Consider the following 14781-nt stretch of genomic DNA (forward strand, 5'->3'; position numbering starts at 1 on the left):
CCCACACGCCAGCGGGGCTCGAAGCATCTTGGGCGCCAAGGGATTTGATGCACGGCAGGGGTCGGCAGACAGCGCCGGCCGCGGCACTTTCGTGAACCGCCCCACAGCGCGCATGACAACATTGGCTAGGCTAACCTACCTCATACTGAGCATTCGGGCGGTCCTCCGTCCCACCCGAGTGGACCCGAACGTGACGCCGGAGCGGGTTCACGTCACGATGAGCGATAAGGACGTCGTACGTTATGAGCCGGTTGAGACACCCCGGCGACGCCAATTCCCAGATATCGGGCGGCGCGCCGTGGATCAAAGCACTGGCCGTGATCACCACGGCCATCGTTTTCTTGACGGTCGTCTGCGCCGGCATGGCACGTCGCCTATCAGCCGCTCGAGCCCGGGCAGTCCGCGGCGGCTCGCCCACCGACTCGTCCGTTCCGGTGCGCGTGCCGGCCGAGCGCCCCATCGAACACCGCTCAGTGCCTGCCCACTTCGAGGCGACCGCGTGCAGCCGCCCAGACCGGATCGCCCTCCGCACCACGACCCACACCGTCACCTACGGCCAACTGCTGGCCGCAGTCCAGGCCCAGACCGTGGCCACACCGGTGGGTACCCGGCCGCGCGCGGCACTCGTCACCGCCGACCTCGCCGCGCCGACCGTTTCGAAGATCCTGGGTATGTTTGCATCGAAAATCGCCGTGGTGGCGGTGGATCGAGCCACGCCCGACAACCGTGTGGAAAAGATCACAGCGATTCTCGCCGAACACGGATACGAGGTGTCCACCGCCGACGAACCATTCGACAGCCCCGGCGATCCCGCCTCTACGGTGTCTGCCGAACCGGAAGAGAGCCCCGGCCTCGACGACATCACCAGCATCCAGTTCACGTCCGGTTCCACCGGTACGCCCAAGGCCGTCCTGCACACCAACGGCATCTGGCTGGCCGATGCACAACTGTTGAACGACCGATTCGGTCTCGCCGATGGGCGGAAAGTCGCGCTCTGCATGCCCATCAGCTTCGCCGGCGGCCTCAATGTGTTGATCGGCTGCCTCGTAGGAGGTGCCGAGATCGTCGGGATCGACCCGCGCGAGCACAGCGCGGCCGACGCGTTCGACCGTATCCGCGAGTCGGGCGCCGAGGTGATCACGTGCACGCCGTCTTTCGTCGACGCCTTGCACACCGCGGCTCGTGGTGCCACGTTGCCCGACGTCCGCCGGGTCGTCACCACCGGCGAACCCACCCACGTGCGCCACATCAAGCTGGCTCGCGAGCTGACACCCAACGCGGTGTTCACCAACTGGGCAGGATCCACCGAGACACTGGCCATCGCCAGCTATGACATCGTGCCGAACGCCCCGCTCCCCCGCGGCGTCGTCCCGGTGGGAATTCCGGCTCCGCACAAGCGGATCGATATCGACGACAACGGGGCCGTCTCCATCAGCTCCCGCTATCTCGGGCCGGGCTATCTCGACGCGGTCGCCACCGCCGCCACGTTCGCGCACCACCCCGACGGCGTCACCACATATGTCGGCGGCGATGTCGGACGGTGGGACGGGCAGGACAATCTGGTGCTGTCCGGACGTGCCGGCAGTACCGTCAAGATCCGCGGATACCTCGTCGAGCCGAGCGAGATCGAGGCGACACTGTCGTCGTACGACGACATCCGCGAAGTTGTCGTCGTCTCCGAATCGACCGAAAGCCCCACTCTCACGGCCTACGTCACACCCAGTGCGACAACCAGGACGCCCGCCGTCGCAGATCTGCGGACGAGGTTGCACCGTGACCTGCCGCCGTGGATGGTCCCGGCCAATATCGTCATCCTGCCCGCGCTGCCCCGTGGTGACCGGGGCAAGGTCGACCGCGCGGCCTTGCCGAAACCGGTTCGCGCGCCGCATGATCCGCCCCGAGGAGAACGTGAAGCCGCCGTCGCACGATTGTGGGCCGAGGTACTCGGAGTGGACGAGATCAGCCGAACCGACAGCTTCTACGCACTCGGTGGGGACTCCCTGTCCGTCATCCGGATGCTCGAAATACTCAAGAAGACGCAAGGCATTTGGCTCAAACCGGCCGACCTGGCGATGGCGCCGACGCTCGCGGCGTTCGCCGGCCAACTCGCCGACGGCCACACCGTACGAACACCGCAGGACCGCCGACCGCTGAATCCGACGACGGTGCCGCTGCGGCCGATCTCGGGGAACACCGTCGGCCCGACGTTTTTCTGCTTCACCGGCGCGGGAGCGCTGTCGCTGTGCTTTCTGCCGCTGGCCGAACGCGTAAGCGCAGAAACCGCGGTGTACGCGTTCGAACCCAGCGGACTCAACCGGGGCACGTTCCCCGATTGGTCCATCCGCCGGGCCACCCGCCGGCATCTGGCGGATCTTCGCCGCATCCAGCCGCACGGCCCGTACACCCTCGTCGGGCACTCACTGGGTGCTCACATCGCGTTGGAGGCCGCGCGGCAGCTCGAAGCAGAAGGTGAGGAGGTCGAACTGGTGGCGATGCTGGACCCGTGGCTGTCGCCGAGGGTCGCGCGCGACGCCCGTAAAGACCTGCCAGGCGCGACCGTGACACTGCAGACCGACGATGCGAACACGTTCGACACCTGGTGGGCACGGCAGAAACAGATACCGCTGGCGGGTTTGTTGTTCGGCGGCCATCGGCGAAGGACGCTGGCGACCGAGGAGGTCGGGATGATCACCGGCTACCGGCACCGGCCTGCGCCGTGGTCCGGTCGTAGCCTGCTGATCCTCAGCCACCTCAACCGCGACGACCCACGGCTGTGGCAGCGAATCCTCACCGGCGACACGGACTTTCGCGTCGTCGAATGCGACCATCACTCGATCGTGCGCGAACCGCACATCGGCGCCGTGGTCGACGCGATCACCGCGGCGCGCGCTGAGATCCGCCGGCCGGTGAGCCGGTAACGCCGCCGCTCAGCGTTCGTCGGTGAAGATCGGGGCGCGTTTTTCGGCGCGGGCCGCCACGGCCTCCTCGAAGTTCGCGGTCAGCAGACGCACATAGAGCTGTCCCAGGCCTTCGGCCTGCATGTGCCCCTCCAGGCTCGAAGCGTCCAGTCCGCTCCACAAGGTGCGCTTGGTCAATTCGGTTCCCGGCCGGGAGAAGGCCGCGATGCGCTCCGCCATCTGGTAACAGGTGTCGAGCAGCTCGTCGTCGGGCACCGACCGCGACACCAATCCGATCCGCTGTGCCTCGTCGGCGTCGACATCCCGGCCGGTGAGCATGATCTCGAACGCCCGCGACGCACCGATGGCGCGTGGCAACAGATAGGACAGCCCGAGCTCGCTCGCGGTCAGTCCGTTGTTGATGCCCGCTGCGCGGAAGTACGCGCCGTCGGCGGCCACCCGGATGTCGCATGCCAGGGCAAGACACAGCCCACCGCCGATCGCGGCGCCGTTGACCGCTGCGATCACCGGTTGATGCAACCTACGCAGGGCAAGGATCACGTCGTCCAACAGCTCCATCGAGCGCAGTGCGTACGTCGGCCGGGTGAGCCCGTCGACGTGTGGCACCGAGCCGGCCGATTTGTGATCGGCCCCAGAAGAGAAGCCGCGCCCGGCGCCCGTCAGCACCACGACGCGCACGGAATTGTCGTAGCGCAATTCTTCGAGAACGCGTTTGAGCGGAACCATGACGTCGAACGCCATGGAGTTCATTCGCTCAGGCCGATTCAACGTCACCAGGGCGACGTCCGGCCGCGGACGATCGACGAGGACGAAGTGGTTGTCGTCAGTCACGGACAAGCACGTTAGCGCGCCGCCCCGGTCAGCCCTCGGCGAAGCAAGCCATTTCGGCGGTCAGGACTGGTGGGCGTCGTCCTGAGCAGCGATCGCCGCGTCGATGTCGAATTCCTTGATCTTCTGGACCAGGTCCTCCAGCGCGGCTGGCGGCAGTGCCCCGGCCTGGTTGAAAACCAACTTGCCCTTCTTGAACGCCATCAACGTCGGGATCGACCGGATATCGGCGGCCGCGGCGAGTGCCTGCTCGGCTTCGGTGTCGACCTTGGCATGAACGATCTCGGGATGCTTGTCGGACGAGGCCGCGAACGTCGGCGCAAACGCACGACACGGCCCGCACCAGGACGCCCAGAAATCCACCAGCACGATCTCGTTGTCGTTGATGGTGTCGTTGAACTGTTCTGCGGTGATGTCTTGCGTGCTCACACTTGTCCTAACGCCGGGGTGGGACGGGCTGTTCCCCACCGTACGGTCACAACAGGCTGGTTAGCGCTGTTTCGGCGGGGGTACCCGCGCAATCCGCCGCCAACCACTCACTGAAAGTCTTTGAATGCGTTGAGCAGCCGGTTGCGAAAGCGCGGATCGATCTCGTCGTCGGTGATCCGGCCCACGGTACGCACGGTCTCGCGGAACTGCTGCAGGTAGCGCTCACAGCCGTCGCACTCCAGCAGATGCATGTCGAAACGCGCCCGGGTGTCGGGATCGAGCGCACCGTCGAGATAAGCCGTGACGAGCTCGACGAGTTCGTTGCAGTCCATCGCTATGACACCTCCTGCAGATAGTCCTCAAGTGCCTGTCGCACGGCGGCACGTCCGCGGTGCAGGAGGACCCGTTGGTTGGCGACCGTGAGGTCGAGTAGTCGACACACCTCGGCGGAGTCGAATCCGAGCATGTCACGCAAGGTCACCACCATGCGCTGACGCTCGGGCAGCTTCTCCAATTCGCGACGTGCGAGTTCCATGAGTTCGGTGCCCAGCAGCGAACCCTCCGGTGTTTCCGGGAACGCGGATGGCGCCGCGTCCGCTTTCCAGTGCCCGGGCCACGGATCTGAACCAGGGCGGAACCGGGCCGGGTCGACCGTGGTACCGGTGAACGCCGCGATCTCCGCATCCGCGTCGCGTCGCTCCCGAACGCCGCGGGACTTGGCGATGTTGATCATCACCGTGAACAGCCACGTCCGTAGCGACGATCGGCCCTCGAACTTCCCGATGCCCTTGATCAACGCGATCCACGCCTCCTGCACGACCTCCTCCGCAATCTCGGCACTCGGTACGTAGCCACGTGCGACCCGCAGCATCGCGGGCGCGTGCTGATCGACCAGCATCGCGAAAGCCGTCTCGTCGCCGTTGCGCAGCGCTTGGATCAGTGCCGTTTCGTCTACCGTCGCGACCATCGCCGATCCTCTCCGGGGTCTGACGATTTCTCAGTGCGTGTAAGTGCCCGAAGCGTTACACACTTTCTGCGACGGATTTCTCGAACCAGTGATTCGCGTATGGCTCGTCGCTGAACGGAGCGACCTCGCGATAGCCACAGGTGCGATACAGGTTGAGCGCCTCGGTGAGCGCGGCGTTGGTGTCTAGACGCACGAGCCGGTCGCCGTGATCGCGGGCCCTGGACTCGAGTTCGGACAGCATGCGCCTGCCCAGACCGATCCCGCGGGCGCTCGGCGCCACCCACATCCGCTTGACCAGGGCCACCGCATCCGGATACCAGATCAGCGCGCCGCAGCCGACCGGTTGTCCGTGCAGGGATGCGACGAGCAACAGGCCGGCGGGAGGCGTCATCTCCTCATCGGCGACGGGGCTCACCGCGGGGTCGTAGCCTGCGGGGAACCGCTGGGCGAGCTCCGCGTAGTAGGTGTCGAGGCAGAACCTGGCCTCGGGCCGGCGCGGATCGCATTCGGCGATTCGCACGGTCGAGGCGGTGAGTAGCCGCTCGACCTCGGCCATCGCCTCCACGAGCCGAGTCTGCTGGGTGGCCGTGAGGGGTGTGAGGATCGCGGCCGCGGCGTCGTCGGAACGTGCGTTCAGTGTCTGAAGCTCGCTGCGTCCGGCCTGTGTCAACCAGACGGTGCGCACCCGCCGATCGTCGGCCTGGGGCTCGACCGTGATCAGCCCGTCGCGCTGCAAGGCACGCAGGAGCCGGCTCAGGTACCCGGAGTCCAAATCGAGTCGCGACCGGAGGTCGCGGACATCGCAGCCGTTCGCGCCGATCTCCCACAACACGCGGTCCTGCCCGAGGGACCGGCCGCTGGCCAGGTAATTCTCGTACAACACCCCGGCCCGCTGAGTGACGGTCCGGTTGAACCTGCGCACCTGCGCGATCATGTCCGACGACATTCTCTGACCTTAGTCAGGTAATCGGTCGGGTGCACCGAGGACCGTGATATCGGTTGGTATCCCTGGAGGGAGTCGAACCCACAACCACTGGATTCTGAATCCAGCGCCTCTTCCAATTGGGCTACAGGGATTTGGGGCGGCCGGAGGGACTCGAACCCATCGACTGTGGCGTCACAGACCACTGTGTTGCCGTTACACCACGACCGCCATGGACAACTCGGTGAGCAAGCTCGCCCACCGAGCTGTCAGACCGCTACGAGCACCGGCGCCTGACCGAAGACGTCGGGCTGCTTGGGCTCGAACGGCTCACGCATCATCGACATTCCGGCCTCGCCCGGCGTCCGGTCACCCTTGCGGCCGTTGCACGGCTGGCATGCCGCGACCAGGTTGAGCCAGTGATCCGACCCGCCGCGGCTACGCGGCAGGACGTGATCGACGGTGTCGGCCCGCCCGCCGCAGTAGACGCACGTGTGGCGATCCCGGCGAAGCACCCCGACGCGAGTCGCCCGATCGGTCGGCCGGTACGGGATGTGCACGTACTCACGTAGCGCGACCGACATCGGCAGCTCGATCACCAGCGACGGGCTGTGGATGTGCACCGCCGGGTCGTGCGTGTCGATGATGTACACCGCATCGCGCAGGATGAGCTGCACGGCGTCCTGCCACGGAATCCGGTACAGCACACGGTAATCGGCGTTGTATACGTCGACGGTCAGTTCCTTCATGACGGTGTGCCTCCTCTCGGTCTCCGGTGCACCGCTCTGGACCGCAGGCATTGTGGCGCAACACGATCCGCTCAGATACTGCTATGCCGACCGCGTGCTGTAAAGCGGAATATTGCGCGAAATTCGATGACGCACAACGTAATTGGGCGCAACGCGGCGGCGGAACGTCAGCCGACGTACCTGGCAGGGCGAACAGAGTTATTGAGATGTGTATGAGATTTTTCGAGGGCGCCCGACTTGCGCTCGGCCGCAACCGCGCACGACAACGGGGCCGCGGATGCACGGTGCATCCCGGCCGGCGAACAGCAATCGCGCGTCACGAACATGCCGTGACGGTAGCACTCGGACGTGATGCTCCCCACTGGTTTTTCCGTCGAGCGTGGGGGCCGTGCACGCGAAACCGCCGTCGCGCGTACACGACCCCCACGCTGGGGCGAGTGCCCGTTCAGGAAGCCCGTTGGTGCGGACGCCCTGACACGAAACGCCAGATCGCATGGTCGAGTTCGATCGCATTCCAGCCCGCAGCTTCGGCCACCCCGCGAATCAACTCCGCCGCACCGGCGGAGTCGACCGTGCCGATCTCGCGTGCGACATAGCCGACCACCACCGGGCCGGCATTCGCCCCGGGTATCTGCGCGAGCTTGAGCGTGTAGTCCCATGTGAGGCCCGAACGTTGTCCGGGTGTGGCGCACCACACCGCCCTGGCCCGTGCACGGCGCTCGTCATCCGCGGCGACGGCGCGTAGATCGTCGGTCGTGTCGATGCCAAGGGCCACAAGCGCTTCGGCCACTTCGGCGATGGCCTGGGCCTTCAGCGGCGCGTTCGCCGCGCTGGACGTAGGCCGCCGATTGCCGATCTGCGAGGCCCATGGATCGGGACCGCCGAGTTCGCGCATCGTGGCCAAGAGTTCGGTGAGACCGTCGGAGTCGGCATCACCGCCTTGCGCAGTGCGGTGATCCCGATACCGGCCGACCACCTTTTCGACGGTCACATACCGCGCCCCGGTCGAGTAGATGGCGTCGATCACGCACAGCGCCAACGAATTTGGGTAACTGATCGAGCTCAACCACTGCTCGGGATCACCGAGGTCGCGCTCACACGCGGTGCGCAGCAGGTCAATGTCGGTCGGCATGGCAGTACTCCTCTGATCGTGCGGCGACTTCGACTGTCGCCGTCGAGCAGGAAGCTAGTGACGCCACCCGACAGAGCAGCCCGGCAATGGCATCGAATTCACTAGTTATCCACAGGCGCGATCGACATTGGCCAGCAATTGCGCCTGATGCTTGGGCCACCAGAAGATCTCGACCAACAGCAACACCAGATAGACGAACGACACCACCGCGTTGCCGATCGAACCGAACACGGCGTCCCACACTGCCGTCGCCACCGCGACGCCCAGGACGAGCAACAGCACCCACCGCAGCGGCCGGGCCGCCTCGACGGCCGCGTGCATACCTTGCCGGTAACCGGTGGCGGCCTCGGCGAGCCGTGGGTCGTCGAGGCGAATGCCGCGACGCGCGGCACGGACCAGTGCCACCCGTTGAGCGCCGTCGAGTTGTGTCGCCATCGGCCAGTACCGGGCCATCCTCATCGGCATCCAGGTGCCGTAGAAGATGCCGACGACGACGAAGGCCAACGCGCCGGCCAGGAAGAAGCCCGAATCGAGCCACGCAAGCACACCGAGGCACAGACCGACACTCAGACCGGTGATCAGCGCCCGGTAGAGGAAACCGCCATGCCAGACAAAGGCCGGGATCGTGACCACCCGGCCATTGTGACGGGCCTACCGGCTACTAGACGGTGAAACCGAGCGCCCGCAGCTGTTCGCGGCCGTCGTCGGTGATCTTGTCCGGGCCCCACGGCGGGTTCCACACCCAGTTGATCTTGATCTCGTTCACCAGGCCGGCGCCGACCAGAGCGGTGCGGGACTGGTCTTCGATCACGTCGGTCAGCGGGCACGCCGCCGAGGTCAGCGTCATGTCGATGAGCGCGACGGGTCCGGAATCGCCCTGCTCGACGTTCAGTCCGTACACCAGCCCGAGGTCGACGACGTTGATGCCGAGCTCGGGATCCACGACATCGCGCATCGCCTCTTCGACGTCGGCCAACAGCTCCTGATCAGGCGCTTCGGTGTCGCTCATCGTCGGTCTCCTCACTGGCTTGCGCCAACGCGTCTTTGAAAGCCATCCACCCCAGCAGCGCGCATTTCACCCGCGCCGGGTACTTCGCGACACCGGCGAACGCGATGCCGTCCCCGAGTACATCTTCGTCCCCCTCGACGTTGCCGCGCGAGGAAATCATCTCGGTGAATGCGGCAACGGTCTTGAGTGCGTCGCCGACACTCTGGCCGATCACCTGATCGGTGAGCACCGACGTGGCCGCCTGGCTGATCGAACAACCCTGACCGTCGTAGGAGACGTCGTCGACCGTCTCGCCGTCGTCGGACAGCGCGACCCGCAACGTCACCTCGTCACCACAGGTCGGATTGACGTGGTACACCTCGGCGCCGAACGGTTCCCGCAGCCCTCGGTGATGGGGATGCTTGTAATGGTCCAGGATCACTTCCTGGTACATCTGGTCCATTCTCACGAAAAGAACTCCACGGCCCGTTTGACACCGGCGACCATCCGGTCGACCTCGTCGAGCGTGTTGTACACCGCGAACGACGCGCGCGCGGTCGCGGCGATGCCGAACCGGCGGTGCAGCGGCCAGGCGCAATGATGCCCGACCCGCACGGCGACGCCTTCGTCGTCGAGGACCTGCCCGACGTCGTGCGCGTGCACACCGTCGAGCACGAAACTCACCGGCGATCCCCGATGCTCCAACGACTGCGGCCCGATGATGCGCACGCCCGGCACGCCCTGCAAACCCTCCAGCGCGGCGGCGACGAGCGCGGCCTCGTGCGCCTCGACCGAGGCCATGCCGAGATCGGTCAAATACCGTGCGGCCGCGGCCAATCCGACCACCTGCGACGTCATGGGTGTACCCGCTTCGAAGCGTTGCGGTGCGGGCGCGTAGGTCGTCTTCTCCATCGTGACGGTCTCGATCATGGACCCGCCGGTGATGAACGGCGGCATCGCGTTGAGCAGCTCGCGCCGCCCATAGAGGACGCCGATCCCGGTGGGGCCCAACATCTTGTGCCCGGAGAACGCGGCGAAGTCGACATCGAGCGCATGGAGGTCGACGGGCTGGTGAGGCACCGACTGGCAGGCATCGAGCAGCGTGAGAGCGCCGACCGCCCTGGCCCGCGCGACGAGCTCGGCGACCGGGGCGATCGCGCCGGTGACATTCGAATGATGGCTGAACGCCACCACTTTCACCCGCTCGTCGAGCTGCAGCGAATCCAGGTCGATGCGGCCCTCCTCGGTGACGCCGTACCAACGCAGCGTCGCACCGGTACGCTCCGCGAGCTCCTGCCACGGAATCAGGTTCGCGTGATGCTCGAGTTCGGTGGTGACGATGACGTCGCCGGGCCCGACGGCCCGGTCGAACCGCTTGTCCCCCAGCACATATGCCACCAGGTTGATGGCCTCGGTGGCGTTCTTGGTGAACACCAGCTCGTCGGAATCGGCGCCCACGAAGTCCGCGATGTCGGCGCGACCCTGCTCGTAGGCGTCGGTGGATTCCTCCATCAGCTGGTGCGCACCGCGGTGCACGGCGCCGTTCGACGTGATCAGGAAATTCCGCTCGGCGTCCAGCACCTGCAACGGCTTCTGCGATGTCGCGCCGGAATCGAGGTAAGCCAGCTGGTTTCCGCTGCGCATCACCCGGTTGAGGATCGGGAAGTCGGCCCTGATCCTGGTGAGATCCAAAGTCTGCGCAGATGCAGTCATGTCACGCTCCGACGGCTTGTGTGAAGCGCACGTATCCGTTCTCTTCGAGTTCGTCGGCGAGCTCGGGTCCACCGGACTCGACGATCCGGCCGCCCACGAACACGTGCACGAACTGCGGACGGATGTAGCGCAGGATCCGCGTGTAGTGCGTGATCAGCAGGATGCCGCCGTGGGTGTCCTCGGCGTAGCGATTGACGCCCTCACTCACCACGCGTAGCGCGTCGACGTCGAGGCCGGAGTCGGTCTCGTCGAGGATCGCGATCTTCGGCTTGAGCAGCGACAGCTGCAAGATCTCGTGGCGCTTCTTCTCACCGCCGGAGAATCCCTCGTTGACGCTGCGCTCGCCGAAGGCCGGGTCGATGTCGAGGTCGTCCATCGCGGCCTTGACCTCCTTGACCCAGTGCCGCAGCTTGGGCGCCTCGCCACGCACCGCGGTGGCCGCGGTGCGCAGGAAGTTCGACATCGAAACGCCGGGCACCTCGACCGGGTACTGCATCGCCAGGAACAGACCGGCACGCGCCCGCTCGTCGATCGACATCTCGAGGACGTCCTGCCCGTCGAGCGTGATCGAACCGGACGTCACGGTGTACTTCGGGTGGCCGGCCACGGCGTAGGACAGCGTGGACTTGCCGGATCCGTTGGGGCCCATCAGCGCATGGGTCTCCCCCGAGTTCACGGTGAGGTCGACGCCCTTGAGGATCGGGATGTCGGTCCCGTCCTCGGCGGACGCGACGCTGACGTGGAGGTCCTTGATTTCCAGTGTGCTCATCAGTGCTTGATTCCTTCGGTTAGCGCAAGTTCGTGTTCGATGGCCTCGGTGAGGCGCTCGCGGACGGAGGGCACGGCGATCTTCTGGATCAGCTCGCCGAAGAACCCGCGCACCACGAGTCGCCGGGCCTGGTCCTCGGGGATGCCCCTGGCCTGGAGGTAGAACAGCTGCTCGTCGTCGAAACGTCCGGTCGCACTGGCGTGCCCGGCGCCGACGATCTCCCCGGTCTCGATCTCGAGGTTGGGCACCGAATCGGCCCGCGCGCCGTCCGTGAGCACCAGGTTGCGGTTGACCTCGTAGGTGTCGGTGCCGGTCGCCTCGGCGCGGATCAGCACATCGCCCACCCACACGGTGTGCGTGTCGGGCTTGTCGGTATCGGGATCGCCTTGCAGCGCACCCTTGTACGTGACGTGTGAGCGGCAGTTGGGTTGCGCGTGGTCGACCAACAGCCGCGACTCGAAGTGCTGGCCGTCGTCGGCGAAGTACAGGCCCAGCAGCTCGGCGTCGCCGCCCGGTGCGCAGAACCGCACCCGGCCGGTCAACCGCGCGACGTCGCCGCCGAGGGTGACCGCGAAATGGCGCAGCACCGCATCCTTGCCGAGCGTCGCGTGGTGCATGCTGACGTGCACCGCGTCGTCGGCCCAGTCGGCGATCGACACGACCTTGAGCTGCGCGGCGTCGCCGATCACGAATTCGATGTTGTCGGCGTAGGTTCCGCTGCCGCGCTGGTCGATGACCACGACGGCCTCGGCGAGTTCGTCGACCCGGATCTGCAGGTGACCGTATGCCGTGGAGCCCGCACCGGGACCGCTGACGGTGATCTCGATGGGCTCTTCGACCTGGGTGTTGCGGCCGACGGTGACGATCGTCGCGTGCCCGAACGACGAATATGCCTGCGCGGCAACCCGATCGGCGGGCACCCCGCCCTGGCCGAGACGTTCGTCGCCGCGCTCCACGGTCTCGACCATGACGCCGGGCCGCTCGGACACCTCGATCAGGGCGCTACCCGTCACCGGGGCGGATCCGTTGTGCAGGCCGCGCAACCGCTTCAGCGGGGTGAACCGCCACAGTTCGTCTCGACCGCCGGGCACCTCGAATGCGTCGACGTCGAACGATGTGAACAGCTCGCCCTTGTTGGTTCCCTCGACCGCAGTAGTTAGCTCGCCCACTTAACCGACCGCACCTTCCATCTGCAGCTCGATGAGCCGGTTCAATTCGAGCGCGTACTCCATCGGCAGTTCCTTGGCGATGGGCTCGACGAAGCCGCGCACCACCATCGCCATGGCCTCGTCCTCGGTCAGGCCGCGGCTCATCAGGTAGAACAGCTGATCCTCGCTGACCTTGGACACCGTCGCCTCGTGACCCATCGTCACGTCGTCCTCGCGGATGTCGACGTAGGGATAGGTGTCGCTGCGGCTGATGGTGTCGACAAGCAGCGCATCGCATTTGACGCTGGACCGCGATCCGTGTGCGCCCTTGTTCACCTGGATCAGGCCGCGGTAGGACGCGCGGCCGCCACCGCGTGCGACCGACTTGGACACGATGTTGCTCGACGTGTTCGGCGCCAGGTGCAGCATCTTGGCGCCGGTGTCCTGGTGCTGGCCCTCGCCGGCGAAGGCAACCGAGAGCACCTCGCCCTTGGCGTGCTCACCGGTCATCCACACGGCCGGGTACTTCATCGTGACCTTGGAGCCGATGTTGCCGTCGATCCACTCCATCGTGGCGCCCGCCTCGGCCCTGGCGCGCTTGGTCACCAGGTTGAAGACGTTGTTCGACCAGTTCTGGATGGTCGTGTAGCGGCACCGCCCACCGGGCTTGACGATGATCTCGACCACGGCCGAGTGCAACGAGTCGCTCTTGTAGATCGGTGCCGTACATCCCTCGACGTAGTGCACGTAGGCGCCCTCGTCGACGATGATCAGTGTGCGCTCGAACTGGCCCATGTTCTCGGTGTTGATCCGGAAGTAGGCCTGCAGCGGGATGTCGACATGGACGCCCGGCGGCACGTAGATGAACGAACCGCCCGACCACACCGCGGTGTTCAGCGCCGAGAACTTGTTGTCGCCGGCCGGGATCACGGTGCCGAAGTACTGCTTGAAGATCTCGGGGTGCTCGCGCAGACCGGTGTCGGTGTCGAGGAAGATGACGCCCCGCGCCTCGAGGTCCTCGCGGATCTGGTGGTAGACGACCTCGGACTCGTACTGCGCGGCCACGCCGGCGACGAGACGCTGCTTCTCGGCCTCGGGGATGCCGAGCCGGTCGTAGGTGTTGCGGATGTCCTCGGGCAGGTCCTCCCACGAGGCCGCCTGCTTCTCGGTCGAGCGCACGAAGTACTTGATGTTGTCGAAATCGATGCCCTCGAGGTTGGAACCCCAGTTGGGCATGGGCTTCTTGTCGAACGTGCGCAGTGCCTTGAGCCGGATGTCGAGCATCCACTCGGGCTCGTTCTTCTTGGCCGAGATGTCACGCACGACCGCCTCGGACAGGCCACGCTGCGCACTCGCGCCCGCGGCATCGGAGTCCGACCAGCCATAGCCGTACTTGCCCAGCGAGGCGATCGTCTCTTCCTGGGTCAGTGGCGTATCGGGCGTGATGGTCATTTCGCCGCTCCTTGATTGATTGCAGTGGTTGTCCGGGGGCGGGCTGTTCCCCGAACATCTGTCGAGTTGTCTGTGTCGAGTGGTACGTGGGTGGTACAGGCGCAGTCGCCGTTGACGATGGTCGCCAGGCGCTGTACGTGCGTGCCGAGGATCTCGGCGAACGCCTCACTCTCCGTCTCGCACAGCTCCGGGAACTCCTCGGCGACGTGCGAGATCGGACAGTGATGTTGGCAGATCTGCACACCGTGGACCGGTCCGCTCACCGGCGTCGTCGTGGTCGCATAACCGGCCTTGGTCAAGGCGTCGGCCACGCGGTCGGCAGTCTCTGCAACGTCATCGGACCCGCCGGTTACTCCCGCCAGGATCGTGTCGATGCGGCGGCGCGCGAACGTCCGGACCGCGTCTTTTCCGCCGATCTCCCGCAGCTGCCGGATCGCGGCGACCGCCAGGTCGTCATAGGTGTGGCCGAGCTTCGCCCGCCCGGCCGCCGTCAACCGGTAGCGTTTCGCCGGCCGGCCCCGGCCGTTGTGCTGCCACGCCGCGGCCGCGCTGGCCTGGGCGTCGCCGGCGTCGATCAGCGCATCGAGATGCCTGCGCACGCCCGCGGCGGAGATTCCGAGCCGGTCTCCGATCTGACCTGCGGTGATCGGGCCTTCCAGCAGCAGCTGGATGATGGCCCGGCGGGTCTGTCCGTCCGAAACGGGCACGACGGCCGCAGCCGCGCGCGGATCGTCCGGACGTAATTTCACAACACCATTGTGACGGA

The 14781-nt window shown here is 66.2% G+C and carries 16 protein-coding genes and 2 tRNA genes; 1 reads left to right on the forward strand and 17 read right to left on the reverse strand.

Translation table 11 applies throughout. The features are described 5' to 3' along the window. Positions 1–242: 242 nt before the first annotated feature. Positions 243–2918, forward strand: a complete 2676-nt coding sequence (locus tag AWC31_RS19075) for an alpha/beta fold hydrolase (protein WP_085145645.1) — start codon at positions 243–245, stop codon at positions 2916–2918. Between the two features lie 9 nt (positions 2919–2927). Here AWC31_RS19075 and AWC31_RS19080 read toward each other — a convergent pair whose 3' ends face one another. The 17 genes from AWC31_RS19080 to AWC31_RS19160 form a co-directional block, all read right to left on the reverse strand. Continuing rightward, a complete protein-coding gene (locus tag AWC31_RS19080; protein WP_085145646.1) occupies positions 2928–3755 on the reverse strand; it encodes an enoyl-CoA hydratase in 828 nt (275 codons plus the stop codon). 54 nt (positions 3756–3809) lie between these two features. Beyond that, positions 3810–4175: a thioredoxin gene (gene trxA, locus AWC31_RS19085; protein WP_085145647.1), complete on the reverse strand. Its 366-nt coding sequence runs from the start codon at positions 4173–4175 to the stop codon at positions 3810–3812. A gap of 107 nt (positions 4176–4282) precedes the next feature. Next, the gene (locus tag AWC31_RS19090) at positions 4283–4507 is read right to left on the reverse strand and encodes an anti-sigma factor family protein (RefSeq protein ID WP_085145648.1); all 225 of its coding nucleotides are present in this window, start codon (positions 4505–4507) and stop codon (positions 4283–4285) included. Positions 4508–4509: 2 nt separating this feature from the next. Beyond that, positions 4510–5142 carry an RNA polymerase sigma factor gene (locus AWC31_RS19095; RefSeq protein WP_067845292.1) on the reverse strand — a complete coding sequence of 211 codons (633 nt, stop codon included), beginning with the start codon at positions 5140–5142 and terminating at the stop codon, positions 4510–4512. A gap of 55 nt (positions 5143–5197) precedes the next feature. Beyond that, positions 5198–6088 (reverse strand): bifunctional helix-turn-helix transcriptional regulator/GNAT family N-acetyltransferase, encoded by an 891-nt coding sequence (locus tag AWC31_RS19100; RefSeq protein WP_085145649.1) that lies wholly within the window; start codon positions 6086–6088, stop codon positions 5198–5200. Positions 6089–6142: 54 nt separating this feature from the next. Beyond that, positions 6143–6219: transfer RNA gene (locus AWC31_RS19105), tRNA-Leu, on the reverse strand. A gap of 1 nt (position 6220) precedes the next feature. Beyond that, a tRNA-His gene (locus AWC31_RS19110) sits at positions 6221–6295 on the reverse strand. 38 nt (positions 6296–6333) lie between these two features. After that, a complete protein-coding gene (locus AWC31_RS19115) occupies positions 6334–6813 on the reverse strand; it encodes an HNH endonuclease (RefSeq protein WP_067845290.1) in 480 nt (159 codons plus the stop codon). 445 nt (positions 6814–7258) lie between these two features. Continuing rightward, positions 7259–7945 carry a DUF8548 family protein gene (locus tag AWC31_RS19120; RefSeq protein WP_085145650.1) on the reverse strand — a complete coding sequence of 229 codons (687 nt, stop codon included), beginning with the start codon at positions 7943–7945 and terminating at the stop codon, positions 7259–7261. A gap of 105 nt (positions 7946–8050) precedes the next feature. After that, positions 8051–8578, reverse strand: a complete 528-nt coding sequence (locus AWC31_RS19125; protein ID WP_085145651.1) for a hypothetical protein — start codon at positions 8576–8578, stop codon at positions 8051–8053. 28 nt (positions 8579–8606) lie between these two features. Then, the gene (locus AWC31_RS19130; RefSeq protein ID WP_067845283.1) at positions 8607–8954 is read right to left on the reverse strand and encodes a metal-sulfur cluster assembly factor; all 348 of its coding nucleotides are present in this window, start codon (positions 8952–8954) and stop codon (positions 8607–8609) included. After that, entirely contained in the window at positions 8932–9402 is a 471-nt protein-coding gene (sufU, locus tag AWC31_RS19135; RefSeq protein WP_067845281.1) for a Fe-S cluster assembly sulfur transfer protein SufU, read from the reverse strand. Before sufU ends, AWC31_RS19130 begins: the two co-directional genes overlap by 23 nt. Next, entirely contained in the window at positions 9399–10646 is a 1248-nt protein-coding gene (locus tag AWC31_RS19140) for a cysteine desulfurase (RefSeq protein ID WP_085145652.1), read from the reverse strand. Before AWC31_RS19140 ends, sufU begins: the two co-directional genes overlap by 4 nt. Position 10647: 1 nt before the next feature. Then, the gene (sufC, locus tag AWC31_RS19145; protein WP_067845276.1) at positions 10648–11415 is read right to left on the reverse strand and encodes a Fe-S cluster assembly ATPase SufC; all 768 of its coding nucleotides are present in this window, start codon (positions 11413–11415) and stop codon (positions 10648–10650) included. Beyond that, positions 11415–12584 (reverse strand): Fe-S cluster assembly protein SufD, encoded by a 1170-nt coding sequence (gene sufD / locus AWC31_RS19150; protein ID WP_085145653.1) that lies wholly within the window; start codon positions 12582–12584, stop codon positions 11415–11417. Before sufD ends, sufC begins: the two co-directional genes overlap by 1 nt. Next, positions 12585–14015: a Fe-S cluster assembly protein SufB gene (gene sufB / locus AWC31_RS19155; protein WP_085145654.1), complete on the reverse strand. Its 1431-nt coding sequence runs from the start codon at positions 14013–14015 to the stop codon at positions 12585–12587. Beyond that, on the reverse strand, positions 14012–14764 hold the full coding sequence (locus AWC31_RS19160; RefSeq protein WP_165765998.1) for a helix-turn-helix transcriptional regulator: 753 nt from the start codon (positions 14762–14764) through the stop codon (positions 14012–14014). The genes sufB and AWC31_RS19160 overlap by 4 nt, the downstream gene beginning before the upstream one ends. Positions 14765–14781 lie beyond the last annotated feature (17 nt).

It is taken from the genome of Mycolicibacterium wolinskyi, from assembly GCF_002101965.1.
Taxonomy (GTDB): domain Bacteria; phylum Actinomycetota; class Actinomycetes; order Mycobacteriales; family Mycobacteriaceae; genus Mycobacterium; species Mycobacterium wolinskyi.